This is a genomic window from Qipengyuania sp. (assembly GCF_048550555.1).
GTDB lineage: Bacteria > Pseudomonadota > Alphaproteobacteria > Sphingomonadales > Sphingomonadaceae > Qipengyuania.
Genome location: NZ_JBLYYF010000017.1, coordinates 1 through 26,877, shown reverse-complemented (window position 1 = coordinate 26,877; position 26,877 = coordinate 1). Strand labels below are relative to the sequence as shown.

Below are 26,877 nucleotides of genomic sequence, written 5' to 3'. Positions count from 1 at the left end.
CTCATGCTAGGCCGGACCGCCAATGGCCTGTTCTGGATGTTCCGCTATCTCGAGCGGGCAGAGAACACGGCCCGCCTGCTCGACGCCGGCCTGCGCATGGCGCTGACCCGCGATATCGTCACTGCGGAAGAAGAGTGGCGCTCGGTTATCGCCACCGCCGGCCAGCGTCCGGCCTACGAGGCCAAGCACGGTACCTATACGGGGCAGCAGGCTTGGAACTTCATCCTGCGTGAGAGCGACAATTCCTCGTCGATCCTCGCCATGTTCGGCCAGGTCCGCCAGAACGCACGCCTGGCCCGCAATGCGATCAGCAGCGAGCTGTGGGAGGAGATCAACGAGAACTGGCTCAAGATCAAGGAACAGCTGGCCAAGCCGGTCGGCGAGAATCGCGTGCTGGAAACGGTGGCGACAATCCGCCGGGCCGGAACGATGGCGCGCGGGGCGATGGAGGGCTCGATGCTGCGCGAAGAGGGCTATCATTTCGCCCAGGCCGGAGCCTTCATCGAGCGCGGCGACAGCGTCGCACGCATCCTCGACATCAAATATTACCTCCTGCTGCCCTCGCTCTCCTACGTCGGGTCGAGCCTCGACAAGGGCCAGTGGGACCAGGTCCTGCGGTCGGTATCGGGCGATCGCGCATTTCGCTGGCTCCATGCCGGCCAGATCGACGCGCGCGGGATCTGCGACTTCCTGATCCTCGACGACTGCTTCCCGCGAAGCCTCGCCTTCTGCCATTCGGAACTGCGCGCCAATCTCGCCGCCCTGGCACGACTGCATGGCGCGGAGGGGGAGAGCAACGTCCTGATGCGCGACGCCGACACGCGCCTCGCCAACCTCACCATCGATGACGTCTTCGACCAGGGCCTGCACCAGTTTCTGGTCGATTTCATGAAATCCAACGCAGCGATCGGCAACGCGATCGCCCAAGACTATCGGTTCCTCAGCTGATGCGCCTCTCGATCCGCCACACCACCCGCTATCGCTTCGACAGCCCGGTGATCCACGCGCTCCAGCGTCTGCGCCTGACCCCTAAGGAAACGCAGGGTCAAGAAATTCTCGAGTGGGAGATGGAATACGACCATGCCCATGCCGAACTCACCTACGAGGACCAGAACCACAACACGGTCACGCTGGTATCGGTGGACAAGGGCGTCCAGGAGGTCACGATCACTTGCAGGGGCAAGGTCGACACGCACGACCACGCCGGGGTCATCGGTCGCCATGCGGGGCACCTCCCGCTGTGGAGTTTCCTCGGCCAGACCGAGCTGACACGGCCCGGGTCCGGCATGCGCAAGCTGGCGCAGGAGATGGAAGGGCGGGGCGAGGATCGCATCGACCTGCTGCATCGACTGTCATCCGAAATCCTCGATCGTGTCGCCTATGAGACGGGCAAGACCGATACCCGCACCACCGCCGAAGAGTCCTATGCGGCAGCGAACGGGGTATGCCAGGATCATGCGCATATCTTCATCGGCATCAGCCGGTCGCTCGGCATCCCGGCACGCTACGTCAGCGGATATCTGATGATGAACGACCGGATCGAACAGGAGGCCGGCCACGCCTGGGCCGAGGCCTATGTAGAGGAACTGGGCTGGGTCGGCTTCGACATCTCGAACGGCATCAGTCCGGATGCCCGCTATGTCCGGGTTGCAACGGGACGCGATTACCGCGATGCCGCTCCCGTGACGGGTATCAGCTTCGGCAACACTTCAACCGTGCTTGAAGTCGATATCGCAGTCGAACAGCAACAAGTGCAGCAGTAGAACTGCCGAAGGACGATCGCGATGACATACTGCGTGGGAATGATGCTCGACATGGGCCTCGTGCTGATGAGCGACACCCGCACCAATTCCGGCGTCGACAATATCTCGGTGTTCCGCAAGATGTTCACCTGGAACGTACCGGGAGAGCGCGTTCTCACCTTGCTGACGGCCGGCAACCTGGCCAGCACGCAGGCGCTGGTCAGCCAGCTCGAAGAACGGATGAAGGCACCCGACGAGCGCGACAACATCATCCTCAAATCGCCGACCATGTTCCAGGTCGCGACCGAGATCGGCAGGCTGCTGCGCACGATCGTGCGCGAACAGCAGGACGCCAATGGCGACAAGGAGCGCGCGCGGTTCTCGGCCTCGATCATCGTGGCCGGCCAGATCGCCGGCATGGAACCCCGCCTGTTCATGATCTATCCCGAAGGCAATTTCATCGAAGCGAGCGGTGACACGCCCTTCTTCCAGATCGGCGAGACCAAATACGGTCGCCCGATCATCCTGCGCGCCTACGACCCGGCAATGCCGGTCGAAGATGCGATAAAGCTGCTCATGGTCAGCTTCGATTCGACGCTGAGGGCCAATCTCTCCGTCGGCATGCCGCTCGACCTGCAGGTCATCGAACGCGATGCCTTCGCCGTCACGCATGAGCAACGCGTGACCTTTGACGATCCCTATTTCCAGGCGATCTCGACAAGCTGGAGCGATGCGCTCAGGAGCGCCTTCCATTCGCTGCCCGACTATCACTTTCCCGAAGCGGGAGAGTGAGCACGCGGCGCTCAGGACGGGGAGCGGCGTACTCCGGACTGTCCGACCGGTCTGCCTAGTACCCGCTGGCCTGTCCGTCCTTCCGCATCTCGGTCGCACCGGTCAGCACGCCCGTTTCGGGATCGCGTGCGATCGCTTGGTAGCCGCCGAACATCATCCCGTCGTCGACCACTTCGACTTTGTGCCCCATCTCGCGCAGTGCGGCGATGGTCTCGGCGGGAATGCCCGGCTCGACGAACAGCGTGCCGAGCGGATCCGCGAAGAGGCCGTCCAGCGCCTCGGTGGGCTGCGGTCCGCCATCGTGGTTGAAGCGCGCCGCATCGCCCGCTTCCTGCAGGTTCATCCCGTAATCGACGATATTCACTAGCACCTGGACGTGGCCCTGCGGCTGCATGCCGCCGCCCATCAGGCCGAGCGTCATGTAGGGTTTGCCGTCCTTCTTCACGAAGGCGGGGATGATCGTGTGGAAGGGCCGCTTGCCCGGCGCGTAGGCGTTTGGGTGCGCGGGATCGAGGCTGTAGAGCTCGCCGCGGTCCTGGAACATGAAGCCCGTGCCGGGCGCGACCAGACCGCTGCCCATGCCGCGATAGTTCGACTGGATGAGGCTGACCATCATCCCGTCGCCATCGACCACGGTCATGTAGGTCGTGTCGCCTTCGCCCTCGAGCTTGGGCTCGCCGGGGCCGAATTCGGGCGTGGCCTTCACCGGGTCGATCAGCTTGAACCGCTCGGCGCCATATGCGTCGGTGAGCAGGTCCTGCGGGAAGCTGGCGAAGTCGGGATCGGCATAGAAGCGCGCGACGTCGGCATAGGCGAGACGCTTGGCCTCGACCATGTAGTGCATCGCCTCCGGACTGCCGCGCTCCCATTGTGAGAGGTCGACGTTCTTGAGGATGTTGACCATCTGCAGCGCGGCGAAGCCCTGGCTGTTGGGCGGCAGCTCGCACAGCTCGTAGCCGTCCTTGTAGGCGACGCAGGCGGGCTCGACCCACTCGCTGCGATGATCGGCGAAATCCTCACGCGTGAACGCGCTGCCGTGTTCCTGAAGGTAGTCGACCATGCCATCGGTCAGCGAGCCGTCGTAATAGGCATCGCGCCCCTCCCGGCCGATCGTCTCCAGCGTATTGGCGAGGTCGGGATTGGTGAAGATCTCGCCCGCCGCGGGCGGCGCGCCGTCGGCGAACCAGAGTTTGCGCGCATTGGAGAAATCGAATTCCGCGCTGCTTTTCTCGAACCGCTTGAGATTGAGCGTCAAATACATGCCGATGACCGGTGCGATCGGATGGCCTTCGCGGGCATAGCGCACCGCGGGGGCTAGATTGTCGGCCATGCTGCGCCGGCCGAACTTCTCGTGCATGGCGAACCACGCATCGACCGTGCCCGGGATGGTGATCGGCAGCGCCCCGAAGGGGGGCAGGGCGTCGGCGTCGCCCAGCTTCGCCTTGAGCTGGTCGAGCGTCTGCCCCTTGGGGCTGCGGCCCGATCCGTTGACGCCGTAGAGCTGCTGCGTCTTGGGATCGTAGATGATCGCGAACAGATCGCCGCCGATGCCGTTGCCGGTGGGCTCCATCAGCCCGAGCGCCGCATTGGCCGCGATCGCCGCATCGACTGCGCTGCCGCCATCCTTGAGCACGTCGAGCGCGACCTGCGTCGCCAGCGGATGCGCTGTGGCGGCCATGCCGTGCTGCGCGATCACCGGGCTGCGGCTCCAGTTCGCGCCCAGCGGGCGGCCGCCGGCGCCGATCTGCTGCTCGATGGGTGGCAGGTCGGGCGCCTCCTGCGCGCTCGCAGGCATGGCAGTGAGGGCCAGGGCAGCTACGCCCGCCAGAAATACTCGCATCATCGTCTCCCGGTTTAGGGGACGGTGTGGCGAAGCCCGATCAGGCTGGCAAGGGGCGTGCCGTCGATCCCGCGGTCGCGTTGCTGACCAGCCAGATGGCGAGCCAGGAGGCGATGAAGCCGGGGACGATCTCGTAGAGGCCCTGATCCATGCCGGGGAGCGCCGAGTTCCAGCCCAGCGCGATCCAAGCGATCACGACACCCGCGCCCGTGACCAGGCCCGCCACCGCGCCCGCGCCGGTCATCCGGTCCCAGGTAAGCGAAAGGATGATCAATGGGCCGAAGGCGGCGCCGAACCCGGCCCAGGCATTGGCGACGAGGCCCAGCACCTTGCTGTCGGGATCGCCCGCGATAACGATCGCGGCGAAGGCGACCAGCGCCACACAGATGCGGCCGACGTTGACGCTTTCGCGCTCGCTGGCGTTCTTGCGCAGGAACAGCTTGTAGAAATCCTCGGTCAGCGAGCTCGATGCGACGAGCAGCTGCGAACTGATGGTCGACATGATCGCGGCAAGCAGCGCCGCCAGCAGGAATCCGGTGACGAGCGGGTGGAACAGCAGGTTGGCAAGGACGATGAAGATCGTCTCGGGGTCGTCGACGACAAGGCCGTTGCGTTCGGCATAGGCGCGGCCGGCGATCCCGATGCCGATCGAGCCGATCAGAGCGACGCCCATCCAGGTCATCCCGATGTTGCGCGCGGTCTTGACCTTCTCGACCGTGTCGATCGCCATGAAGCGAACGATGATGTGCGGCTGGCCGAAATAGCCCAGGCCCCAGGTCACCGCGCTGATGAAGCCCAGCAGCGTCAGCCCATGCGTAAGGTCGAGAAAGCCTTCGACCGGAACGTCGGCCAGCGACCCGCCTGCCTCGCCGCCCGAGCCGAACATGACCACCAGCGGCATCAGGACCAGTGCCACGACCATGATGCAGCCCTGTACGAAGTCGGTCAGGCTGACCGCGAGGAAGCCGCCGACCATGGTATAGGCGAGCACCACCAGCGCGGTCATCCAGATGCCGAGCGTGTAGTCGCTCATGCCCATGTCGCCGAACAGGCCCGCGAAACTGGTTTCGAAGAGCTTGCCCCCGCCGACGAGGCCCGCTGCAGTGTAGACCGAGAAAAACACCACCACGATCAGCGCCGAGATAACGCGCAGCGCCACTGCCTTGTCAGGGAAGCGGTTGGCGAGGAATTCGGGGATCGTCAGCGAATTGCCGTAACTTTCGGTCTGCTCGCGCAGCCGCGGGGCAACGATGAACCAGTTGGCCAGCGCGCCGATGAACAGGCCGATGCCGATCCAGGCCTCGACCAGCCCGCTCGCATAGAGCGCCCCGGGCAGGCCGAGCAGCAGCCAGCCGCTCATGTCCGAGGCGCCGGCCGAGAGCGCGGCAACCGCCGGGTGGAGGTTGCGCCCGGCGAGGAGATAGCCCTCGCTGGTGTCGGTCGAGCGCTTCCAGGACCAGAGACCGATGGCGATCATGAGGATGAAATAGAGGGCGAGTGAGATCAGGGTTCCGGTCTGCATGCGTGCACTCGTAACAAACGTAACCGGGTTTGGCTACTATGACCTCCAAGCTACTAAAGTTTAAGAATAAAACCAGAATCCACGGAGTGTTCGGACTGAAGGCCTTGTCTCCCTTCCTCGCCGGAGGAGATCGATCGCACCCTGGATAGAACAGACGGGCATCGAGCAAGTGTTGCAACTTTGCACCGGTATTTGGAGCCTCTTCGAAGACCGGGAACGAGGTCATGTCTCGGGCGTCTCTAGGGGCAACAGGGTACACGCAACCAACAGGTATTCCATGAGAAATTCGACACTACTGGCCACCGCGGCTTTCGCGGTCGCCTTCGCTTCGCCCGCTGCGGCCCAGGACGCCGATCCGGACTTCTTCAATGGCTTCTATGTGGGCGGCTCGATCAGCGCCGAAACCGTCGACGACGGTCCGGCGGACAGCATCGTTTTCGATACCGATCAGGATGGCAACTATAACGACCAGGTTCTTACCACGACCGGCGCCAATGCCTTCTCGCCCGGCCTGTGCAACGGCCGTCCGGCAGGCGGCCCCGCTTTCGCCGCGTGCAGGGACGACGACACGGGCCTGGGCTATCAGGCCAAGATCGGCTACGACGTCCGCGTCGACGGGCCGGCGGTCGCCGGACTTGTCCTCGAGGCCTCGAAGCCGAATGCGGTCGACTATGCCACCGGCTTCAGCACGACGCCGGCCTCCTATTCGATCTCGGGGGAGGTCGACTACTCGGTGGCCCTGCGTGGCCGCCTCGGCATCTCGCCGGGCAGCGGACGCGGCCTGATTTACGCGACCGGCGGCGCGACCTATGGCAAGATGAAGCACGGCTTCTCGACGACCAATACCGCCAACAGCTTCACCCCGATGAACGAGGACAAGTGGGTCTTCGGCACGCAGCTCGGTGCTGGTGGTGAACTCTACATCACCGACAATCTCTCGCTCAACGTTGAGTACCTGATGACCCGCTACGACAACGACGACTATTACGTCGCCGTAGGCCAGGGCACCGCGCCGGCGACCAATCCCTTCCTGCTGGATTCGGGCGGCACCAACATCCGGCCGGCCGACGACCTGACGGTCCAGTCGATCCGCGCCGGAATCAATTTCCGCTTCTGACCGGTAACAAGCCGGCAAAGGAAAGGGCGGCCCGCACTGCGGACCGCCCTTTTTATTGCCCGGGGCCGAAGCCTTACGCCTGCGCGGCGCGCTTGGCGCGCTTGCGTTCGTGCGGGTCGAGGATCGCCTTGCGCAGGCGGATGCTCTCGGGCGTCACTTCGACCATTTCGTCGTCGTCGATATAGGCGATCGCCTGTTCGAGCGTCATGACGCGCGGCGGCGTCAGGCGAATGGCATCGTCCTTGCCGGTCGAGCGGAAATTGGTCAGCTGCTTCGATTTCATCGGGTTGACTTCGAGATCGTCGGGCTTGGCGTTTTCGCCGATGATCATGCCTTCGTAGATCTTCGCGCCACCGCGGATGAACAGCTCGCCGCGTTCCTCGAGCGCGTTGAGCGCGTAGGGCACGGCTTCACCAGGAACCATCGAGATCAGCACGCCGTTCTGGCGGCCTTCGATCGGCCCGCGATAGCTGTCGTACTTCTCGAACAGGCGGTTCATGATGCCCGTCCCGCGCGTGTCGGACAGGAATTCGCCGTGATAGCCGATCAGGCCGCGGCTGGGGGCGGAGAAGGTGATGCGGGTCTTGCCCTGGCCCGAGGGGCGCATTTCGGTGAGCTCGGCCTTGCGGCGCTGCATCTTCTCGACGACCGTGCCCGAGTGTTCGTCATCGACGTCGATGACGACGGTTTCGAACGGTTCCATGCGCTGGCCGTCCTCGGTGCGGAACAGCACGCGCGGGCGGCTGATGCCGAGTTCGAAGCCTTCGCGGCGCATCGTTTCGATGAGCACGCCCAGCTGCAGTTCGCCGCGACCGGCGACTTCGAAGCTGTCCTTGTCCGCGCTTTCGGTGATGCGGATGGCGACGTTGGTTTCGGCTTCGCGATAGAGACGGTCGCGAATCATGCGGCTGGTGACCTTGCTGCCCTCGCGGCCGGCCAGCGGGCTGTCGTTGACCGAGAACTGCATCGCCAGCGTCGGCGGGTCGATCGGCTGCGCCTCGATCGGGGTCTTCACCGAAGGATCGGCAATGGTGTTCGAGACAGTCGCCTTTTCGAGACCGGCGAGGGCGATGATGTCGCCTGCCTGCGCGCTGTCGACCGGGACGCGGTCGAGGCCGTCGAACGACAGCAGCTTGGTCGCGCGGCCGACTTCGATGACATTGCCGTTGGCGTCGAGCGCGTGGATCGGGTCGTTGACGTCGATCTTGCCCGACTGGACGCGGCCGGTGAGCACGCGGCCCATGAAGTTGTCGCGGTCGAGCAGCGTGGCGAGGAAGCTGAACGGCGCTTCGGTGTCGAGGCCCGGGGCAGGCACGTGATCGACGATCAGCTGGAACAGCGGCTCGAGATTGCCATCGCGGGCATGCTCGTCGTCGCTGGCATAGCCGTCGCGGCCCGAGGCCCACAGGCTCGGGAAGTCGAGCTGGTCGTCATTCGCGTCGAGGCTGGCGAAGAGGTCGAATACCTCGTCGAGCACTTCCTGCGGACGCGCGTCGCCACGGTCGATCTTGTTGACCACGACGATCGGGCGCAGGCCGAGGCCGAGCGCCTTGCCGGTGACGAATTTGGTCTGCGGCATCGGGCCTTCGGCGGAATCGACCAGCAGGATCACGCCGTCGACCATGCTCAGGATGCGTTCGACCTCGGCGCCGAAGTCGGCGTGGCCCGGTGTGTCGACGATGTTGATGCGCGTGCCGTTCCATTCGACGCTGGTGCACTTGGCGAGGATCGTGATCCCGCGCTCCTTTTCCAAATCGTTCGAATCCATCGCGCGTTCTTCGACGCGCTGGTTTTCGCGGAAGGTGCCCGACTGGCGAAAGAGCTGGTCGACGAGGGTGGTCTTGCCGTGGTCGACATGGGCGATAATCGCCACGTTGCGAAGGTCGCGGGACATGAGAATCTGCTTTCGATTAGGGTGCCGTAGCGTCAACGCATGAGGGGCAGACGCGTTTCGGGCGCGCACCTAGCTTAGATGCTGCATTGCGGCAAGACGCTGCGGTGTAACGTGAAAGGCACACACGTCGGGCGAGGTGCGACGCTCGTCGGCTAAACCCTTGAGAGGGCTTGCGGGTCTGGTAACTCGCGGCCCGCTTGCGTGTTTTTGGGGACTGCGCAGCAGACCAAAAGACGTCTTGAGAGAAGAGGACCTTTCATGAAATTCACCACTTTCGGCAGCAAAGCGACCGTTCGTACCGCCCTGCTTGCAGGTGCTGCCGCCCTGGTTCTGCCCGTTGCGGCGCACGCCCAGGATACCGACACCGATTCCGAGGATGCCGAAACGGCGGGACCTGCCAGCGGCAATGTCATCGTGGTCACCGCGACCAAGCGCGAACAGACGCTGCAGGAAACCCCGGTCGCCGTCAGCGTGACCAGTGCCGAGACGATCGAGCGTGCACAGATCCGCGACATCGCCGACCTCGCCACAGTGGTCCCCTCGCTGCGGGTCAGCCAGAACCAGAGCGCGTTTGCGACCAGCTATTCGGTCCGCGGCTTCGGCACCGACGGCAACAACATCGGTCTCGAACCTTCGGTCGCGATGTTCGTCGACGGCGTCTATCGCAGCCGCGCGATCTCGCAGATCTCCGACCTTCCCGACATCCAGCGCGTCGAAGTGCTGCGCGGCCCGCAGTCGACGCTGTTCGGCAAGAACGCCAGCGCCGGCGTGATCTCGATCGTCACCAAGGAGCCGCAGTTCGACTTCGGCGGCATGGTCGAGGCGAGCTACGGCAATTACGATGCCATGGTGGCCAAGGGCTTCGTCACCGGCCCGATCAGCGATTCGATCGCCTTCAGCGTCGGCGCCGGGATCAACAAGCGCGACGGCTTCCTGACCAACGGCGTCAATGGCGAAGACATCAACGACCGCAACCGCTGGTTCACCCGCGGACAGCTGCTGTTCGACAATGGCGGCCCGCTGCGCGTGCGCGTGATCGGCGATTACGACAACATCGAGGAACGCTGCTGCGGCGTGCTCAATGTCGCTCCTTCGGCGGAACTCGGCGCGATCCAGCTGCTTGGCGGCCAGGTCAATGACTTCCGCGACAATCCCGATGGCGACGTGATCTATACCGACGTCGATCCGATCAACGAGATCGAGAACTACGGTATCTCGGGCCAGATCGACTACGAGTTCGGCCCGATCACGATGACCTCGATCACGGCCTATCGCGAGACGCATCTGTCGGCCGACCAGGACGTCGACTTCACCAGCCTCCCGGCGGTGACGGGCGCGAATATCGGCGATGCCGACATCAACACCTTCACCCAGGAACTGCGCTTCGCCTCGGATTTCGACGGCCCGTTCAACTTCCTGATCGGCGGCTACTACTTCGACGAGCGCGTCGACACGTCCGACAGCATCGTCTTCGGCCCGGCCTTCCGCCCCTATGCCAACCTGTTGCTGCAGGGCGCCACGGGCGGCACGCAGACGGTCGATACGCTCGAAGCCACGCTGTCGGCGCTCAACGGCACCGACTACACCGGCCAGTTCTTCGCCAATGGCCAAGGCTTCTTCAACAACATCGTTCAGGACAACGAGGCCTTCTCGGTCTTCGGCAATGTCGATTTCGAGATCACCGACCGTCTCGTCCTGACCCTTGGTGCCAACTACACCAAGGACAAGAAGCAGATCGTGACCAACTCGGTCAGCACCGACGTGTTTTCGAACATCGACCTCGTCCAGTCGGGCAACACGGCGATCACCCGGCAGGGTATCGCGCTCGGCGCGGGCCAGGCGCTCGGCCTGCCGGCAGGCACTCCGGCCACCGCCGCCCAGGTGCAGACGCTGATCGGGATCATCGGTCTGGATGCCTTCAACCAGCTGATCGCCGGTCCGGCACAGGCTTTTGCCGACGCCAACGATGCCAATCCAGCCGTCAACCCGCTGCTCGCGTTGCGGCCGTTCCAGTTCCTGCCGCCGATGCAGAACTGCCCGAACCCCGTCGAAGACTGCGCGACCGATGACGACGATTGGAGCTGGAACGTGCGCCTGGCCTACGAAGTCACGCCGACGCTGAACGTCTATGCCAGCTGGGCGACCGGCTACAAGGCGCCGAGCTTCAACCTCTCGCGCGACAGCCGTCCGCTCCCGACCGACTTCGCCGCCCTGCAGGCCGCCGGCCTGGGTGTCGTGAACCTGCGTCCGGGCACGCGTTTCGCCGCCGCCGAGAATTCGGAAGTCATCGAACTGGGCATTAAGGGCAACTGGAGCCGCGCCGCGGCCAACCTGACCTTCTTCCGCCAGTCGATCGAGGATTTCCAGGCGAACACCTTCACCGGGACGTCGTTCATCCTGTCGAATGCCGGCAAGCAGGAAACCTTCGGAGTCGAGTTCGACGGCCAGTTCTATGCCAGCAACGAGCTGACGCTGAGCCTCGGGATGACTTATCTCGACGCGACGTACGACAGCTTCCCCAATTCGCCGGTCGGCGATCTGACGGGCGAACCGGTTGCGGGCGTTCCCGAACTGTCGGCCGTCTTCGGTGCGCAGTACGACAAGGAAATCAATTCGAACGGCGACCACATCATCCTGCGCGGCGACTTCTCCTACCAGTCGCCGGTTCAGGTGACGGACGGCCTGACCAACTACATCGTCGTCGATCCCGTGACCGGGGCGCGTGATTTCGGTCCCGCGCGCGATGCGGCGCGTGCCTATACCCGCGAGGTGAACAACCTCAACGCCTCGCTCACCTACGCTTTCGACATGGGGCTGGAACTGAGCGTGTGGGGCCGCAATCTGCTCGACGACCGCTACATCACCACGGTGTTCCCGGCGGTGGCACAGGGCAAGGCGGTGTCGGGCTACCCGAACCAGCCGCGCACCTACGGCGTGGCGGCACGCATGCGCTTCTGACGCGATCGCGTTCAGAACAGAAACGGAAGGGGGCCCGCGCGGCCCCCTTTTTGTTGCGGGTAGTCGGTCGGTAACTCCGTGACCCAAAAGCAAGATTTGCCATTGACCCCGTTTCTGTCATGATATGCGAGTCGCCGGCAAATCGAACGATAGTAATTGCGACGGCAGGGGGAGGGGGAGTTCATGGGCCGATTGTCGTGGTGTACGCCATGCACGGCGCCGATGGCCCGCCCGGCTTCCTTGCAGGAACAAGAGCCTATCGCACCGCACCGGCCCGGCCACGGCAATACTTGCCCTCCGGTTTGGGGGAGCGGGCTTTCTTGTGCTGCCGCCGGATGACGTAGGGAAGTATCTCGATTGGGCGAGATTCACGGGGTCCTAATAGGAGACAACAGGTATGAAACGATTTCTTATCGGCACATCTTGCCTTGCCATGATGACGATGGCGGCTCCGGCCGGAGCACAGGACAAGTATATCGGCGAGGTCTTCATGGTCGGCTTCACCTTCTGCCCGCGTGCTACGGCGTCGGCAGAAGGCCAGTTGCTGTCGATCGCTAGCAACACGGCCCTGTTCTCCCTGCTGGGGACGACCTACGGCGGTGACGGGCGAACTACTTTCGCGTTGCCCGATCTTCGCGGTCGGTCGCCGATCGGCCAAGGGACGGGTCCCGGCCTGACACCTGTGGTCCAGGGCCAGACGAGCGGCACGGAAACCGTCACCCTCACGATCAACCAGATGCCGAGTCACAATCACGATGCGCGCGTCCGCGCCTCGAACCAGGCACCCAATACCAACAATCCGGCGGGCAATACCTTCCCCACCTTCGCGTCCGGCACGAACCAGTACACCACCGGCGACGACAATGTGACGATGGGCGATAACGAGGTCCAGATTCGTCCGAACGGCGGATCGCAGCCCTTCAGCATCCGCGATCCGTATATTGGCATGCGCTATTGCGTGGTGACCCAGGGGATTTTCCCCCCGCGCAACTGACCTGCGAGTTCCGCCCGCCTCACGATCGGGGCGGGCGGCACCACCCGTTCACAAGGCGCGCAAGGCTTGCGCGGGCTTGGCGCGCAGGAGCGGGAACGAGGCGGCGAGGGCGAAAGCCAGTACCGCTGCGCTGCCGAGGCCGAGAACGCCGATGATCAAGCCCCAGTCGGGCAGCCAGTCGAATTCGAACAGGCGCGTGACCACCAGCCACGCTGCGAAGCTGCCGATCCCGAGCGCGACCAGCGCGAGCGCGCCGGTGAGCGCGGCATATTCGATCAGCTGCATCACCAGGATCTGCCGCCGGTCTGCGCCGAGCACGCGCAAGATCACCGTATCGTAGGTGCGCGCGGCGCGCGCCGCGGCGATCGCTCCGAGGAGCACGGCGAGCCCCGCGAGCACGGCGACACTGGCGGCGGCGAGGGTGGCGAGACCGACCTGCTCGAGCACCGCGCGCGCCTGTTCGAGGACGCCGCCGACCTCGATCACCGAGGCGGAGGGGAAGGCACCGACCAATGCGCGCAGCAGCGGCCCGGTCGGCGTGCCGGGGCTGAGCTCGATCGTCGCGGCGAGATTGTGCGGCGCATCGCGCAGCGCGTTGGGGCTGAGCACGAAGACGTAGTTGAAGCCCATGCTCTCCCAGTCGATCCGGCGCAGATTGGCGATGCGCGCGCTCCGCTCGACGCCGAGGACGCCGAAAGTGATCAGGTCGCCGATCTTCAGCCCCGCAGCCTCGGCGAAATCCTCGTCCACCGAAACCAGCGGCTCGCCGGTATAGAAGGGCCCCCACCAATTGCCTGCGGTCAGCTCGTTGCCTTGCGGGATATCGTCGGCATAGGTCAGTCCGCGCTCGCCGCGCAGCGCCCAGGCGCCTTCGGGAATGTCGTCCAGATCGGCGGTCCGGGTCATCGCGCCTTCGGGGCCGAAGGCGAGCACCGAACCGCGCAGGGCGGGCACGGTGCGATAGTCCGCCTCGGGGTCGGCCTGCTTCACCAGCGTTTCGAATTCGGTCACCCGGTCGCGCGGAATGTCGAGCACGAAATAGTCGGGCGCGCGGTCGGGCACGCGCCGTTCGATGTTTCCGTCGATCGCGCTCTGCACAGCGGCAAGCAGGACGAAGGCCGCCAGCCCGAAGCCGAGCGCGGTCACCAGCGCGCCGGTCGAGGCGCCCGGACGGTGGAGATTGGCGAGCGCATTGCGCGCGATCGGGCTCCGCGGACGGGGCAGCGTGGCGGCGAGTTTACGGATGGCGAGGCCGAGCAGGGCCAGCAGGCCGAGGATTGCCGCGGCTCCGGCGAGAAACCCGCCCGACAGGAGCGGGTTGTCCGCCGTCAACAGCGCGAGGGCGACGATCGCGGCGAGTCCCCCGCCGACCAGCAGCAGCGCCTGTCGGTCGCGCGCCAGGGGGGCGACACGCGCGCGCATCAGCGCCATGGCGGGGAAATGCCGTGCGCGCAGCAGCGGCGGCGCGGCGAAGACCAGCGCCACCAGCAGGCCATAGGCGAGGGCCAGGGCGATCGCTCCGGGATCGACGATGAAGCCGCTCGACACCGGCAGCAGACCCTCGAGCGCACGTGACAGCAGCGGGACGATGGCGATCCCGACGGCGATGCCCGCAAGGCTTCCAACGAGCGCAGCCGTAGTGATTTGCAGCGCATAGATGCGCGCGATGTCGCGGCTGGTGGCACCGAGAATTTTCAGCGTCGCGATCCCCTGCCGCCGCGCATCGAGATAGGAGGTCACCCCGCCGCCGATGCCGATACCGGCAATGACCAGCGCGGCGAGCCCCACGAGCGTGAGGAATTCGCCCATCCGGTCGACGAACCGGTCGGTCCCGGGCGCCGCGCGGTCGGCGGTGTCGATATCGAAGCCAGCCTGCGGAAAGCGCTTCTCCAGCGCCTCGGCGGCGGCTTCCATGTCGCGGCTGCCGGAAAAGCGCACGCGCGTCTTGGTCTGGTACATCGATCCCGGCGCCACCAGTCCCGCACGTTGCGGCAGGTTTTCGGCCACGATTACGGTCGGGCCGAGCTGGAAGCCTTCGCTCAGCCGGTCGGGCTCGTCGGCGATCATTCCGCCCACCCGCAGCTGCTGCGTACCGATGGTGATGGTGTCCCCGGGTGCCACGCCCAGTCGATCTGCGGCTCCCGGCGAAAGCCAGGCCTCGTCCGCGGGAGGTGGTCCAACGGTGCGACCGTCCTCTAGCCGTAGTTCGCCGTAGAGCGGATAGGCGGTATCGACCGCCTTCAGCTCGATCGGCGCGGCCTCTTCGTCATGCCGCGCCATCGCCTGCATGCGCAGGCCGGCGGAAACAGTGCCCAATTCTTCGAGCGCGGCCCGCTCTTCGACGTTCAGCCCGCGCTGCCACAGCTCGACCTGCAGGTCGCCGCCGAGATAGGTGCGGCCATTGCTTTCGATCTCGCGCTCGATCGCCGCGGTGAGCGAGCCGATCGCGGCCAGCGCGGCGGTGCCGAGGAAGAGGCAGACGAGCAGCAGGCGCAATCCGCGGAAGCGCGCGTTGAGATCGCGCCGCGCGATCCGCCAGGCGGTCGCCCAGCTCATGCGGCGCTGTCGCTCGCGATGCGCCCGTCGGCAAGCGTGAGCACGCGTTCGCAATGCTCGGCCAGTTCGGGGTCGTGGGTGATGACCAGCAGCGTCGCGCCGGTTTCGGCGCGGCGGGCGAAGAGCAGTTCGACGATCTCGTGCCCGGTCGCGGCATCGAGGTTGCCGGTCGGCTCGTCGGCGAAGATCAGCTCGGGACGCGGAGCGATGGCACGGGCGATGGCGACGCGCTGCTGCTCGCCGCCCGACAATTGCTGCGGATAGTGGTCGAGCCGGTGGCCGAGCCCGACCGCCTCGAGCTCGGCGCGCGCGCGCGCTTGGGCATCGCTTTCGCCCGCCAGTTCCATCGGCGTCGCGACGTTTTCGAGCGCGGTCATGGTCGGCAGCAGGTGGAAGGCCTGCAGCACGATGCCGATGCGCCCCCGGCGGGCATGCGCGAGCGCATCCTCGTCCAACGCGGCGAAATCGGCCCCCGCCACCTGCAGGCTGCCGCCGCTGGCACGCTCGAGGCCCGAGAGTACCGCCATCAGCGAACTCTTGCCCGAGCCCGAGGGACCGAGCAGGGCGACGGTCGAACCGCGCGCGATGTCGAGGTCGATCCCGCGCAGGATTTCGACCGGCGCCGCGGCCGAGCCTAGGGTGAGGGTGAGGTTGCGGGCGGAAATCGCGGGTTGAGATGTGGTCACCGGCCTGCGATGGCATGCGCGTCAACCACGCACAAGGATACTCGCCGATGCGTCTGCGGCTTTTGTCGATACTGGTTCTCGCCGGCACCCTGGCCGCCTGCGGCAGTTCGGATGATACGGTGGTCGTCCCGGACGACCCGCGGGCGGAGCAGGCGACTGCCGCGCCCATTGCGGTCGAGGGGCCCGAGCGGCTCATCCTCGCCTTCGGAGACAGTCTGTTCGCCGGCTACGGAGTCGGGCGCGAGAACAGCTATCCGGCCAAGCTCGAGACGGCTCTTCGCACGCAAGGCATCAATGCGGTGGTCACCAATGCCGGGATTTCGGGCGAGACCAGCGGGGCGGGGGCGCAGCGGCTCAAGTTCACCCTCGACGCGCAGGAAGAGAAACCCGACCTCGTGATGCTCGAGCTGGGCGGCAACGACATGCTGCGCGCGATTCCCCCTGCGGCGACGCGCGCCAATTTCGAGACCATGCTCGACGAACTGAAGCGGCGCGAGATTCCCGTGCTGCTGATGGGGATGCGCGCGCCGCCCAATTACGGCCCCGAATACCAGCAGGAATTCGACGCCATCTACGGCACGATGGCGCAGCGCTACGGCGTGGCGATCATCCCCTTCTGGCTCGAAGCGATCTATCAGGACCCGTCGCTGTTCCAGGACGACAAGATCCATCCGACGACCAAGGGGATCGACGTGCTGGTCGCGGATACGTTGGACGAAGTCGAGGCAGCCCTGCCGAAGGAAGGCTAGGCGCGTGCGACCGCGCCGTCGCTGACCCGCCATACGGCGGCTTCGCTCGCGATGCTGTCGAACGGGGCGAGCTCGGTGCCGGTCATCCAGACCTGCGCCCCGCTGCCGCGCAATTGGTCGAACAGGGCTGCGCGGCGCACGGGATCGAGATGCGCGGCGACCTCGTCGAGCAGCAGCAGTCCCGCGCGGCCTTGCGCCGCAAGCCCCGCATGCGCGAGTGTCATCGCCACCAGCATTGCCTTCTGTTCACCGGTGGAGCTCTGCGCCGCGGGGACGCGCTTGGCGGCGTGGACGACTTCGAGTTCGTCGCGATGCGGGCCGGCCAGCGTGCGCTGCGCTGCGCGGTCGCGCCTGCGATTGTCGAACAGCGCCTGCGACAGGCCGTCGGCATGGTCGGGCGCGCCCGGATTGTAGGTGAGGGCGGGGCGCGCGAAGGGCTCGGACGGCATTTCCGCAAGACGCACGGCCAGCGTTTCGACCAGCCGCGCGCGGCCCTGCATCAATGCCGATCCGTGCCGGACCATCTGTGCCTCGATCGCATCGAGCCAGCCGCTTTCGGGCTCGCGCAGGTCGGAGAGGAGACGATTGCGTTCGCGCAGTGCGGCATCGTAGCGCGCGACGTGGCTGGCGTGCTGCGGATCGAGCGCGAGCGCGAGCCGGTCCATATAGCGGCGTCGATCCCCGGCGGGGTCGGTAAAGAGGCCGTCCATGGCCGGGGTCAGCCAGGTCACCGCGAGCCATTCGCCCAGCGACGTGGCGCTCGCCTCCGCGCCATTGATACGCACGCGGCGGCGGCCGGGATTGGCGCTCTCCGAATAGGTTGCGAGGCGGACGCTCTCGCCGTCCTGCGCGAGGCTGGCGCCCACCCCGAAGCCGGTCTCGCTCCCGCTGCGGACCATTTCGGCCAGCGCGGCGCGGCGCAGCCCGCGCCCGGGCGCCAGCAGCGACAGCGCCTCGAGTACATTGGTCTTGCCCGCGCCGTTCTCCCCCACCAGCAGGTTGAAACGCATCGTGCCCGCGAGGTCGGTCGCAGCATGGTTGCGGAAGCCGGTGAGGGAGATGCGGTCGAGCGCCATGGATCGGCTCGCGCGATAGCGCGCGGGCTGCCGCACCGCTACTCGAAAGGCGCAAATCCAATTGTTGGGGAAAATTCCCAACCTTTCGGATTGATTAACATATGGCGCGCTCCTGGTTCAGCAAGGAGTGGCGGAATTCTGCGGTTTTTCAAGTTTGGCACGACGGTTGCAATACATTGGGCAACCCGGATGGTCCGGGTGAAAACGATCCAAGGATCAAGGAGTTACCCAATGTCTGTCTTCGAATATGCCAGCAACCGCGCTCTCGCCGCCGTCTTCGCCCTCGGCGTCTCGGCCATGTTCATGGCCGCCGCCATCGTCCCCGCCAGCCCCGCCGGCTTCGTCGCCTGATCGATCGACCCCGTATATCAATTCGCAAAGGAAAGGAATCATGTTTAGTTCGGAAAACGGCAGCAAGCTCTTCGCAGCAGCCTTCTCGCTGGTGATCTCGGCGGTCTTCTTCGCCGCGGCCATCGTCCCCGCCTCGCCCAACGGACTGATCGCATGAGCGAGCTCAAGTTCCGCGAAGACGATCGCGCCGTCCGCCCGGTTCGCAGCTTCGGGCTCGATCGCGACAACGGCAAGCTGATGGGCGTCTGCTCCGGCATCGCCCGCTACTTCGGCATCGACGCCACCTGGGTCCGCCTGGGCTTCGTCGCAGGAGCGCTGCTCGGTTTCGGCAGCTTCATCCTGATCTACCTCGCGATCGCACTGATCGCAGACTGACCACGGCCCTACGCCAACCGTCCCGGTTTTCGTGCCGGTCGTGGCTCAATCAGAGAAAACCGGGAGGGGCCGCAAGGCCCCTCTCACGATTCTGCCCTCCCGAAATCACATCGCCGAGATTCCGCCGTCGAGCTTGAGTTCGGCCCCGGTCATGAAACGGCTCTCGTCGCTGGCGAGATAGACCACCGCATTGGCGATATCGTTGGGCTCGCCGACGAACCTGAGCGGAATCTGCCGCGCCAGCTTGTCCATCAGCACATCCTTGTCGAGATTGTGGTTTCGCGCCGTCCCGTCGAGGATCGGCGTATCGACGAAGGTCGGGTGCACCGAATTGCAGCGGATCTGCATGTTCTTCTTCGCACAGTGCAGTGCGATCGACTTCGACAGCATCCACACCGCCGCTTTGGACGAATTGTAGGCCGGCATGGTGTCGCTGGCGATCAGCCCCGCGATGCTGGAGATGTTCACGATCGATCCCGGCGCATGCTCGCGCATCAGCGGCAGCGCCTTCTGGCAGCCGTGGAAGATCGAATCGACATTGACCGAAAAACAGCGCTTCCAGTCCTCGAACCTGCAAGTTTCGATATTGCCGCCGACGCCGATCCCGGCATTGTTGACGAGGACGTTGAGCCCGCCGATCTGCTCGCGCGCGGCATCGACCGCGGCTTCCCACGCCTGCGGATCGGTGACGTCGTGCTGGATCGAGGCGGCGGTGCCGTCACCCAGCCGGCCGTTGATCAGGGCCGCGGTTTCCGCCGCGCCCTCGCCGTTGATGTCGGTGCACAGCACGCGCGCGCCTTCTTCGGCCAGCCGCGTCGCATGCGCGCGTCCGAGACCCTGCGCCGCGCCCGTCACCAGAGCGAGCTTGCCCGCACACCGTCCTGCCATGTTCTACTCTCCTGCCAGTAATCCCTGTCCCAGCAGCAAGAGCATGCGCACGTCGATCCCGCAACCGTCGGCGCGCTTGGCCGCGATAAAGCTGGCGATGTCGGGCAGGGGCACGCGGTGGACGGTGATGTTCTCGCCGCCGACCCCGCCACCGTCGCCGACCCTGGTCAGATTGTGTGCGCGGACGAGCGTGAAGCTCTCGCTGACCATGCCGGGCGAGGACCAGAAGCAGCCCATGTCCTCGAGGCTTGCGGCGCGGTAGCCGGTTTCCTCCTCGAGCTCACGCCCTGCCGCGGCGAGCGGGTCCTCGCCGTCGAAGTCGTCCTCGTCGCCGATCAGCCCTGCGGGAAGTTCGAGGCACGGCTTGCCCAGCGGCACGCGGTACTGTTCGACCAGCAGCACATGGCCATGTTCATCCACCGCGAGGATCACCGCGGCACGGATATTGCGCGGGCGGCCGACATACTCCCAGCGGCCGCGCTTCTTGGCGGTGATGTACTTGCCCTGCCAGACGATCTGCTCGTCCGCATCGTGATCGGGGACCGGCGATCCGGGCGACGAAGGCGACACCGTGTCACCCATGGAAAATTCCTTCCAAGATACTGAGGTAGAACAATTCAATGCCGATCGGGCAGGGAGACAGCAGGCCGGTCCCCCCCCGGGGGGGTGAGCCTGCCCATCCCTGGCGTGCGTGGTGGCAAATCGGCGCGCTGTAGGAAAGCGAAACCAAGCTGGCGCGCAGGCTCAGACCTCGATCAGCCGGTCGGGCAGTTCGTTCTGGTCGTCGTCCGCGCGCGGGAAGTGCTCGGACAGCACTTTGCCGACATCGCGCACGCCGGCGGCGAGCCCTTCGGCGAGCCGTCCCTCGGCGATCTCGGCGAGCATGTCCGCCATCGCCTCGCCCCAGACCTCGGCGGGGACCATCTCGGCAATGGGTTCGTCGGCGACGATTTCGGCGCGGTGCTCGCGCATCGACAGATAGAGCAGCACGCCGGTGCGGCCATGCGTGCGGCGTTCGGCGCCCACCTTGAAGTGCCGGACAGCGGCGTCGCGCACGCGCGCGCGCTTCACCGCGGGTGGAACCAGCCAGAACTTGAGCGGCTGCCACAGCTGGATCAGCAAAACGCCGAAGAATTTGAGCAGGCCCAGGGCGAGCGCGATCGAGAGCACTTCGCCATGGGTCCAGTCATGCGTCCAGCCGCCCATGAGCATGTCGAACCTGGCGAGGAAGAGCTGGGGAAAGGCGGCGAACAGGCTCATCGCGGTGAAGCTGGCGGCGATCGCCCACCACAGCGCGACGTCGGAATAGCCGTCGCTGCGGTCGGCCAGCACGGTAACGATCTCGCCCGAGGTCGTCAGCTCGGCGTCGGCCACCGCCTCTGAGACGACGCTATGCTGCGCTTCGTTCAGATAGCCCATTACCACCCCCCGGAGGCGCCGCCGCCCCCGAAACTGCCGCCGCCACCCGAAAAGCCGCCGCCGCCGCCAAAGCCGCCACCGCCGCCCCAGCCGCCACCGTCATGGTCGGACAGGCCGCGGGCGATCGCCTTGCCCGCTTCCCACAGCACGATGTCGCGTGCGGCATTGCCCCATGGCCCGCGGCGATACCGCCGCCTGCGCCCGCGACCGCTCAGCATCGGCAGGATGAAGAAAAAGAAAACGAAGCCGAACCAGATCAGGGCCCCGATCGGGAAGCCGCCCTCGCTGTCGCGCTGCTCGCTTGCCTGCTGCGCTACCTTGGCGGCCTCCTCGGGCGGCAGTTCGAGCTGATTGATGATCTGGTCCGCGCCCCAGGCGATTCCGCCCGAATAGTCGCCGTCGCGGAAATAGGGCTTCATGCCCTCGACATATTCGAAGGCGAGCCCGTCGGGGATCACCCCTTCGAGCCCATAGCCCACTTCGACCCGCATCTTGCGCTCGTTCGGCGCGACAATGAGGATGATCCCGTCGTTCCGCTCGGCATCGCCCAGCGCCCATGCGCGACCGAGGCGATAGCCGTAATCGGCGATGTCGTAGCCCTGCAGGTCGGGGATCGTCACGATCACGAACTGGCGCTGGCTGCGCTCCTCGAAGGCGTCGAGCTTCTCGGTCAGCGCCGCTTCGGTCGCGTCGTCGATGATATTCGCCGCATCGACCACCGGCGCGGTGCCGCGCTCGGGGAAGTCCTGCGCGGCGGCGGGCAGGGCGAAGCCCAGCACCGCCGCCAGCGGCAGGATCAGGCGGACAAGCAGGCGCACCGTCGCGCCGCTCAGTTCGCGGTGTCGCTATCCGAGCGCATGTCGAGCGTCGGGGCGACTTCGGCACCCTCGGTGACGGCTTCGTAGGGCACCATCGGCTCGGCGCCATGGATGATGTTCGCGCCGATCGTGTCGGGGAAGGTGCGGATGGTGGTGTTATACTGGCGCACCGCTTCGTTGTAGTCGCGGATCGCCACGCGGATGCGGTTCTCCTGCCCCTCGATCTGGGTCATGAAGCGGCCGAAGTTCTCCTGGCTCTTGAGTTCGGGATAGGCTTCGACATTGGCCATCAGCCGCGACAGCGCGCCGCCGAAGGTGTTCTGCGCCTGCTGGTACTGCTCCATCTTGGCGGGATCGCTGAGATCGTCGCCATCGAGCTTGATCTCGGGACGGGTCGCCGAGGCGCGGGCCTGGACCACCGCTTCGAGCGTGGCACGTTCCTGTTCGGCCGAACTCATCACGATCTGCTCGAGATTGGGCACCAGATTGGCGCGCTCCTGGAACGCTGCTTCGACGTCGGCCCATTTGGCCTTGGCGTTCTCCTCGGCCGCGGGGACCGAATTGATCCCGCAAGCCGACAGCACCAGCACGGCGGCAGCGAGGACGGAGGTGCGAAAGGCAGCCAAGCGGTTCATGGAACATCCCTCTTGTGGTAAATGTGTCTTGCCTAGATAGCACACCTGCGCGGCCATTCAAGATTAACGCGCGCTTGTGACCGGTCGGGGGCCATGGCAAGGACCGGGGGACATGCAAGGGTTAAGGGGACATTCCGGTGTTGAAAGATTTCAAGGCATTCATCGCCAAGGGTAATGTGATGGATCTCGCCGTCGCCGTGATCATCGGCGCGGCCTTCGGTGCGATCGTCAAATCTTTGACCGACGAGATCATCATGCCGGTCGTCGGCGCGCTTTTCGGCGGAGCGGACTTCTCGCGCTATTTCATCCTGCTCGACGTGCCCGCGGGCTATGAGGGGCCGATGGACGATTACGCGGCCCTGCAGGAAGCGGGCGCCGCGATGATCGGTTACGGCAGCTTTCTCACCGCGGTGATCAACTTCCTGATCCTCGCCTCCATCGTGTTCCTGCTGGTGCGTTACGCCAAGAAGGTGATGGCGGAATTCGAGGAGAAGGAAGAGGCCGCGCCCGCGGGGCCGAGCGAAATCGACCTGCTCAAGGAAATTCGCGACGAACTGCGTGCTGCGCGGCCGGACTACGCACCCGAAAAGGGGCCGATGGGCTAGCGGATATTCGGAATGGGGCCCGGCATGCTGACGACCGCGGGCCGGCACTCACTTCACATTAATCGTCGAGCCCCTATATAGGACTTCGCCGGTTTCGGCCGGCTATGGCGATAAATTGCGCTGTGCAATAGGTACAACGGACCCGGGGGCAGTACCCGGCGGCTCCACCACAAACCGCTCGATCGGGCGGGTTTTGACGGGGCCGAACCAGGATCGACGTGTGCTGAAAGACAGTGTTTTCGCCCGGGCTGAGTAACCCGTAAAACTGTTCACAACACACAAGTGCCAACGATAACGAAGCACTCGCTCTCGCTGCGTAATCTGATGGGCTAACGCCCTGATCTTACAAAGCTAAAGCGCGGTTGGACCCACCGGGCAACAGAAGCGGATTCCGGGGCTCCGGGGGTAGCTAGCAACAGAAACCCCCACCTTTCCCGTATCGAACCCGAGCCGCGGCCGATTCCTCCCGGGAATCGACCCCGACGGGACGCTGCCGGCGCTTCGGCAACCCATCTTCCGGTAAGCGCAGGCACAGCTGCGAGGCGGCATCGAATTCGCTTTAGCGCAAGGGGCGCAGTGCAATCATGGTCTTTCGACGGGGCGCGGATGGCCCTGACCGTGACCGCCTATTCCGAAGCGGTGCGCTGCAGCTTCTCGGCTTCGGCGTCCTTGGCATCGCGCTCGTAGCGCAAAGCGTCGAGGATCTTCGCCCCGCCGAGGAAGACCGCACCGCCGGTCGCGGCGAACAGCAGATAGCCGCCGGTGCCGGGGTACTCGAGCGTGTAATGCGCGCCGCGGGTCATTGCGCCCAGGGCAAGGGCGAAAATGATCAGATACGCTTCCACGCGCGTCTTGATCACGAACAGCCGTTGCACCTTCCTGAGCACTTCTATCCCGGTCCCTCTGGTTAACCCGCTCCAAGCAACTCCCGTGCCAGCAACGGAATTCTGCGGGTCCTGATGGTTAACCCGAGGCGCGACTGTAAAACCGACCGACGCGCCGGTAAAGAGCGTTAACTCCCGGCCGGCCGGCTCAGGCGAGTTCGTCGAGCGAGAGTACCCCGAGCAGCGCTTCGCGAGCGTCGATCACTGTCCTTGCGAGGCGCTCGGTACCGATGTCCGCGGGATCGATTCGTTCGGGCCACATCTCAGCGATGACTGCCTCGATCCGCTGCGCCCTGGCCTCGTCGAGCAGGAAGCGCGCATCGACCGTCGCCGGGTCGGCGACCACGCGCAGGCGCAGGCAGGCGGGCCCGCCGCCGTTCGCCATCGACTGGCGCACATCGACCGGGATGACCTCGCGGATCGGGCCGTTGGTGGCGAGCATCTCCTCGCACCATCCGCGCACGCTGTCGCTCTCCCAGCATTCGCCCGGCACCACCAGCGCCATGCCGCCAGCGGGCTGCGTCACCAGCTGCGCGTTGAAGAGATAGGTCCGGATTGCCTCCTCGAGGCTGACCGCGCTGGCCGGGACCTCGATCGCGTGGAGCCTGGGGAAGGCCGCGAGCAGCGCCTCATAGGCATCCTCGCGATCGGCGAAGGCCTGTTCGTGCGCGAAGAGGACGGTCTCGTTGGCGACCGCCACCACATCGTTGTGAAAGGCGCCCGCCTCGATCGCGGCGGGGTTCTGTTCGATGAAGACGCAGCGCTTTGGGTCGAGCCCGTGCAAGCGCGCGACCGCGCGGCTCGCCTGTTCGTGCTGGCGCGCAGGAAAGCGGCCGCCGGGTCGGCCGTAGACGAAGACCTCGATCCCGGGGGCGTCGTGGCTCTCGGTCAGGCGCATGTGGTTGGCCGCGCCTTCGTCGCCGAAGCTCGGCGGGACGGCGTCGTGGACCCTGAAATAGCGCTCGTCGCCGAAGGCGATCCTCAGCTGCGCCTGCGTATCGGGCCATTCCTGCGCGCGGTGGAGCATGGTGACGAGATTGGCGGGCGTCAGGTGGCAGCGCCCGTCACCGGTGTCGGGGGCGGGGCTGACCGTGGCGGCATTGGCGGTCCACATCGAACTGGCCGACCAGGCAGCCGCCAGCAGCGCGCGATCGCTCTCGGCATCGACGGCGAGCCGGCCGAGCAGGCTCGCGTTCGGTCGCGGCAAGGGCAGCAGGAAACCCTGCGTCAGGCCGCGTTCCATATTGCCGCGCATCTTTGCCAGGCCCTGCAGCGCCGCCGCACGCGGGAAGGACGAATCGCCGCCATGGCTGGCGCTGGCGATGTTGCCGAGGCTGAGGCCGGCGTAATTGTGGCTCGGGCCGACGATGCCGTCGAAATTGATTTCGACCAGCCGGCTCACCGTGCCACGCTCCATACCTCGTCTCCTTCGCCGACGCCGAGCGTCTCGGCGCATAGCGCGTCGATCGCTACGCTGCCGTCATCGGCGACCTCGCGCATGCCATAGGCGCTGCGGAAGGTGCCCAGCGTCCCGGTGGCGACCAGCGCGCGTTCGCCGATATCGAGATCGGTGCCGGAAAGCTTGCCCGGGACGGCCTGGCTGATGCTGCGCACCTGGTCGGTGCGTGCGGTCATGGTCGGCCCGCCGTCGAAGATGTCGACATAGCCCTCGAAGGAGAAACCCTCGTTCTCCAGCATCCGCATGGCGGCGCGTCCAGTGGGGTGGGGCACGCCGATGACCTTCTTCGCCTCTTCACCGAGCATGGCGACATAGACCGGGTGCTTGGGCATCAAATCGGCGATGAACTGGTTGCCGTTGATGGCGTTGAAATAATCGGCTTCCTGGAAGGTCATGCCGAAGAAGCGCCCGGCGACCCCGTCCCAGAAGGGCGATCCGCCGCGGTCGTCGATCACCCCGCGCAATTCGGCGAGGATCCGGTCGGCAAACCGCGACCGGTGCATCGCGACGAAGAGGTAGCGACTGCGCGCGAGCAGCAGGCCGAGCCCGCCGGCGCGCTCGCCGGGATGGAGGAACAGCCCGCCGACTTCGGAGCAGCCTTCGAGATCGGTCGTCAGGCTGAGCAGTTCGGCGCGCACCGTGCGGTCGAGCTCGCGGCTGTGCTGTGTCAGCGTGTTGAGCCGATAGCTGTAGAAGGGCCATTGCTGGCCGACCTGGCTGAACAGCTGGCAGGTCCCGCGCACCTGCCCGGTGTCGGTATTCTCGAGCACCAGCGTGAACTGGTCGTCGCCGAGTTCCTCGTAGGCCCGCGAAAAGGCCTCGTCGGCGCGCTCGAGCTTCTTCGTGAGCGCGGCGCGATCGGCGGGGAGGTTGGTGAACCCGCCACCGGTCAGCTTGGCCATCTCGTAGAGGTGCTCGAGGTCATCGATGTGCGCGGCGCGCAGGCGAAAGGTCACAAATGGTCTCCGGTGGACAGCCTGGCGAGCACCCGTGCCGAGAGGGCGGCGCGTTCGCGCAGGCTGGGGACGATCATGAACTCGTCCGGTGAATGAATCGCGCCCCCACGCACGCCCATGGTGTCGACCACGGGCACGCCGGTGGCGGCGATGTTGTTGCCGTCGCAGACGCCGCCGGTCGGCTGCCAGCCGATGTTCTGGCCGAGTTCGGCGCCGCAGCTCTTGACCAGGTCGAACAGGCGCTGGGCCTTTGCGTCGACCGGCTTGGGGGGGCGGGTGACGCCGCCGTGCCGGTGGATGTCAACCTCGTGCTCGACCTTGATGGCGGCGAGGGCGCGATCGAGTTCGCCGTCGAAGCGGTTCATCGCCTCGGTCGACTTCGGGCGGATGTTGAAGCGGAGCACGGCGAGGTCGGGAACGACATTGTTGGCGCTGCCGCCCTCGATCTTCGCAGGATTGACGGTGATGTCGTCACCCGCAAGCGCGGCGATGCGCAGCACGAGGTCGGAGGCGGCGACGATCGCATTGCGCCCATCCTGCGGATTGCGCCCGGCATGGGCG

Annotated in this window: 25 protein-coding genes and 1 other RNA gene; 11 read left to right on the top strand and 15 right to left on the bottom strand. The window is 65.7% G+C overall.

Going from position 1 to position 26,877, the window contains the following annotated elements; translation table 11 throughout:
* Positions 1-3 precede the first annotated feature (3 nt).
* The 3 genes from ACN4E0_RS03770 to ACN4E0_RS03760 are packed head-to-tail and all read left to right on the top strand — an operon-like array spanning position 4 to position 2,534.
* On the top strand, positions 4-948 hold the full coding sequence (locus ACN4E0_RS03770; RefSeq protein ID WP_419565720.1) for an alpha-E domain-containing protein: 945 nt from the start codon (positions 4-6) through the stop codon (positions 946-948).
* Complete coding sequence (locus tag ACN4E0_RS03765; RefSeq protein ID WP_419565717.1) at positions 948-1,763, top strand: transglutaminase family protein; 816 nt, start codon at positions 948-950, stop codon at positions 1,761-1,763. The genes ACN4E0_RS03770 and ACN4E0_RS03765 overlap by 1 nt, the downstream gene beginning before the upstream one ends.
* A 21-nt stretch (positions 1,764-1,784) precedes the next feature.
* Complete coding sequence (locus tag ACN4E0_RS03760) at positions 1,785-2,534, top strand: peptidase (protein ID WP_419565715.1); 750 nt, start codon at positions 1,785-1,787, stop codon at positions 2,532-2,534.
* Positions 2,535-2,589: 55 nt separating this feature from the next.
* Here the strand turns inward: ACN4E0_RS03760 and ggt are convergent, their stop codons facing one another.
* Positions 2,590-4,374 carry a gamma-glutamyltransferase gene (ggt, locus tag ACN4E0_RS03755; RefSeq protein ID WP_419565713.1) on the bottom strand — a complete coding sequence of 595 codons (1,785 nt, stop codon included), beginning with the start codon at positions 4,372-4,374 and terminating at the stop codon, positions 2,590-2,592.
* Positions 4,375-4,414: 40 nt separating this feature from the next.
* A complete protein-coding gene (gene putP, locus ACN4E0_RS03750) occupies positions 4,415-5,896 on the bottom strand; it encodes a sodium/proline symporter PutP (RefSeq protein WP_419565710.1) in 1,482 nt (493 codons plus the stop codon).
* 277 nt (positions 5,897-6,173) lie between these two features.
* Between putP and ACN4E0_RS03745 the strand changes: the two genes are divergently transcribed.
* A complete protein-coding gene (locus ACN4E0_RS03745) occupies positions 6,174-7,013 on the top strand; it encodes an outer membrane protein (protein WP_419565708.1) in 840 nt (279 codons plus the stop codon).
* A 73-nt stretch (positions 7,014-7,086) separates the two neighbouring features.
* Here ACN4E0_RS03745 and typA read toward each other — a convergent pair whose 3' ends face one another.
* Positions 7,087-8,907, bottom strand: coding sequence for a translational GTPase TypA (gene typA / locus ACN4E0_RS03740; protein ID WP_419565706.1), 1,821 nt, complete (start codon positions 8,905-8,907; stop codon positions 7,087-7,089).
* A 258-nt stretch (positions 8,908-9,165) separates the two neighbouring features.
* Between typA and ACN4E0_RS03735 the strand changes: the two genes are divergently transcribed.
* Both ACN4E0_RS03735 and ACN4E0_RS03730 read left to right on the top strand, forming a co-directional pair.
* Complete coding sequence (locus ACN4E0_RS03735; protein ID WP_419565704.1) at positions 9,166-11,865, top strand: TonB-dependent receptor; 2,700 nt, start codon at positions 9,166-9,168, stop codon at positions 11,863-11,865.
* A gap of 397 nt (positions 11,866-12,262) precedes the next feature.
* The gene (locus ACN4E0_RS03730) at positions 12,263-12,859 is read left to right on the top strand and encodes a phage tail protein (protein WP_419565701.1); all 597 of its coding nucleotides are present in this window, start codon (positions 12,263-12,265) and stop codon (positions 12,857-12,859) included.
* 48 nt (positions 12,860-12,907) lie between these two features.
* Here ACN4E0_RS03730 and ACN4E0_RS03725 read toward each other — a convergent pair whose 3' ends face one another.
* Together ACN4E0_RS03725 and ACN4E0_RS03720 are read right to left on the bottom strand one after the other, a co-directional pair.
* On the bottom strand, positions 12,908-15,415 hold the full coding sequence (locus ACN4E0_RS03725; protein WP_419565699.1) for an ABC transporter permease: 2,508 nt from the start codon (positions 15,413-15,415) through the stop codon (positions 12,908-12,910).
* Positions 15,412-16,101 (bottom strand): ABC transporter ATP-binding protein, encoded by a 690-nt coding sequence (locus ACN4E0_RS03720; RefSeq protein ID WP_419565698.1) that lies wholly within the window; start codon positions 16,099-16,101, stop codon positions 15,412-15,414. The genes ACN4E0_RS03725 and ACN4E0_RS03720 overlap by 4 nt, the downstream gene beginning before the upstream one ends.
* Before the next feature lie 47 nt (positions 16,102-16,148).
* Here ACN4E0_RS03720 and ACN4E0_RS03715 point away from each other — a divergent pair, with 47 nt between their 5' ends.
* Positions 16,149-16,850 (top strand): arylesterase, encoded by a 702-nt coding sequence (locus ACN4E0_RS03715; RefSeq protein ID WP_419565696.1) that lies wholly within the window; start codon positions 16,149-16,151, stop codon positions 16,848-16,850.
* Here ACN4E0_RS03715 and recF read toward each other — a convergent pair.
* Positions 16,847-17,926: a DNA replication/repair protein RecF gene (gene recF / locus ACN4E0_RS03710; protein WP_419565798.1), complete on the bottom strand. Its 1,080-nt coding sequence runs from the start codon at positions 17,924-17,926 to the stop codon at positions 16,847-16,849. The two genes, ACN4E0_RS03715 and recF, sit on opposite strands and share 4 nt — an antisense overlap.
* A gap of 231 nt (positions 17,927-18,157) precedes the next feature.
* On the opposite strand from recF, the gene ACN4E0_RS03705 reads away from it, so the two are divergent.
* Together ACN4E0_RS03705 and ACN4E0_RS03700 are read left to right on the top strand one after the other, a co-directional pair.
* Positions 18,158-18,277 (top strand): recombination protein F, encoded by a 120-nt coding sequence (locus tag ACN4E0_RS03705; protein WP_419565693.1) that lies wholly within the window; start codon positions 18,158-18,160, stop codon positions 18,275-18,277.
* A 153-nt stretch (positions 18,278-18,430) separates the two neighbouring features.
* Positions 18,431-18,652, top strand: coding sequence for a PspC domain-containing protein (locus ACN4E0_RS03700; protein WP_419565691.1), 222 nt, complete (start codon positions 18,431-18,433; stop codon positions 18,650-18,652).
* A gap of 105 nt (positions 18,653-18,757) precedes the next feature.
* Here the strand turns inward: ACN4E0_RS03700 and ACN4E0_RS03695 are convergent, their stop codons facing one another.
* From ACN4E0_RS03695 to ACN4E0_RS03675, 5 genes are all read right to left on the bottom strand, one after another.
* Positions 18,758-19,540 carry an SDR family oxidoreductase gene (locus ACN4E0_RS03695; RefSeq protein WP_419565689.1) on the bottom strand — a complete coding sequence of 261 codons (783 nt, stop codon included), beginning with the start codon at positions 19,538-19,540 and terminating at the stop codon, positions 18,758-18,760.
* Positions 19,541-19,543: 3 nt separating this feature from the next.
* Positions 19,544-20,122, bottom strand: a complete 579-nt coding sequence (locus tag ACN4E0_RS03690; RefSeq protein ID WP_419565688.1) for an NUDIX hydrolase — start codon at positions 20,120-20,122, stop codon at positions 19,544-19,546.
* Positions 20,123-20,284: 162 nt separating this feature from the next.
* Positions 20,285-20,959 carry a TPM domain-containing protein gene (locus ACN4E0_RS03685; protein WP_419565686.1) on the bottom strand — a complete coding sequence of 225 codons (675 nt, stop codon included), beginning with the start codon at positions 20,957-20,959 and terminating at the stop codon, positions 20,285-20,287.
* A complete protein-coding gene (locus ACN4E0_RS03680; RefSeq protein WP_419565684.1) occupies positions 20,959-21,777 on the bottom strand; it encodes a TPM domain-containing protein in 819 nt (272 codons plus the stop codon). Before ACN4E0_RS03680 ends, ACN4E0_RS03685 begins: the two co-directional genes overlap by 1 nt.
* Before the next feature lie 11 nt (positions 21,778-21,788).
* Positions 21,789-22,412, bottom strand: coding sequence for a LemA family protein (locus ACN4E0_RS03675; protein WP_419565682.1), 624 nt, complete (start codon positions 22,410-22,412; stop codon positions 21,789-21,791).
* 137 nt (positions 22,413-22,549) lie between these two features.
* Between ACN4E0_RS03675 and mscL the strand changes: the two genes are divergently transcribed.
* Positions 22,550-23,017, top strand: a complete 468-nt coding sequence (gene mscL / locus ACN4E0_RS03670; protein ID WP_419565680.1) for a large conductance mechanosensitive channel protein MscL — start codon at positions 22,550-22,552, stop codon at positions 23,015-23,017.
* A gap of 48 nt (positions 23,018-23,065) precedes the next feature.
* Positions 23,066-23,411: a transfer-messenger RNA gene (gene ssrA, locus ACN4E0_RS03665) on the top strand.
* A gap of 232 nt (positions 23,412-23,643) precedes the next feature.
* Here ssrA and ACN4E0_RS03660 read toward each other — a convergent pair.
* From ACN4E0_RS03660 to ACN4E0_RS03645, 4 genes are all read right to left on the bottom strand, one after another.
* Positions 23,644-23,904: a hypothetical protein gene (locus ACN4E0_RS03660; RefSeq protein ID WP_419565677.1), complete on the bottom strand. Its 261-nt coding sequence runs from the start codon at positions 23,902-23,904 to the stop codon at positions 23,644-23,646.
* Between the two features lie 145 nt (positions 23,905-24,049).
* A complete protein-coding gene (locus ACN4E0_RS03655; protein WP_419565674.1) occupies positions 24,050-25,318 on the bottom strand; it encodes an N-succinylarginine dihydrolase in 1,269 nt (422 codons plus the stop codon).
* Positions 25,300-26,316, bottom strand: coding sequence for an arginine N-succinyltransferase (locus ACN4E0_RS03650; protein ID WP_419565671.1), 1,017 nt, complete (start codon positions 26,314-26,316; stop codon positions 25,300-25,302). The genes ACN4E0_RS03655 and ACN4E0_RS03650 overlap by 19 nt, the downstream gene beginning before the upstream one ends.
* Positions 26,313-26,877 (bottom strand): M20/M25/M40 family metallo-hydrolase (locus ACN4E0_RS03645; RefSeq protein WP_419565668.1); only part of this gene is annotated, 565 nt, incomplete at its 5' end. The genes ACN4E0_RS03650 and ACN4E0_RS03645, both read right to left, overlap by 4 nt.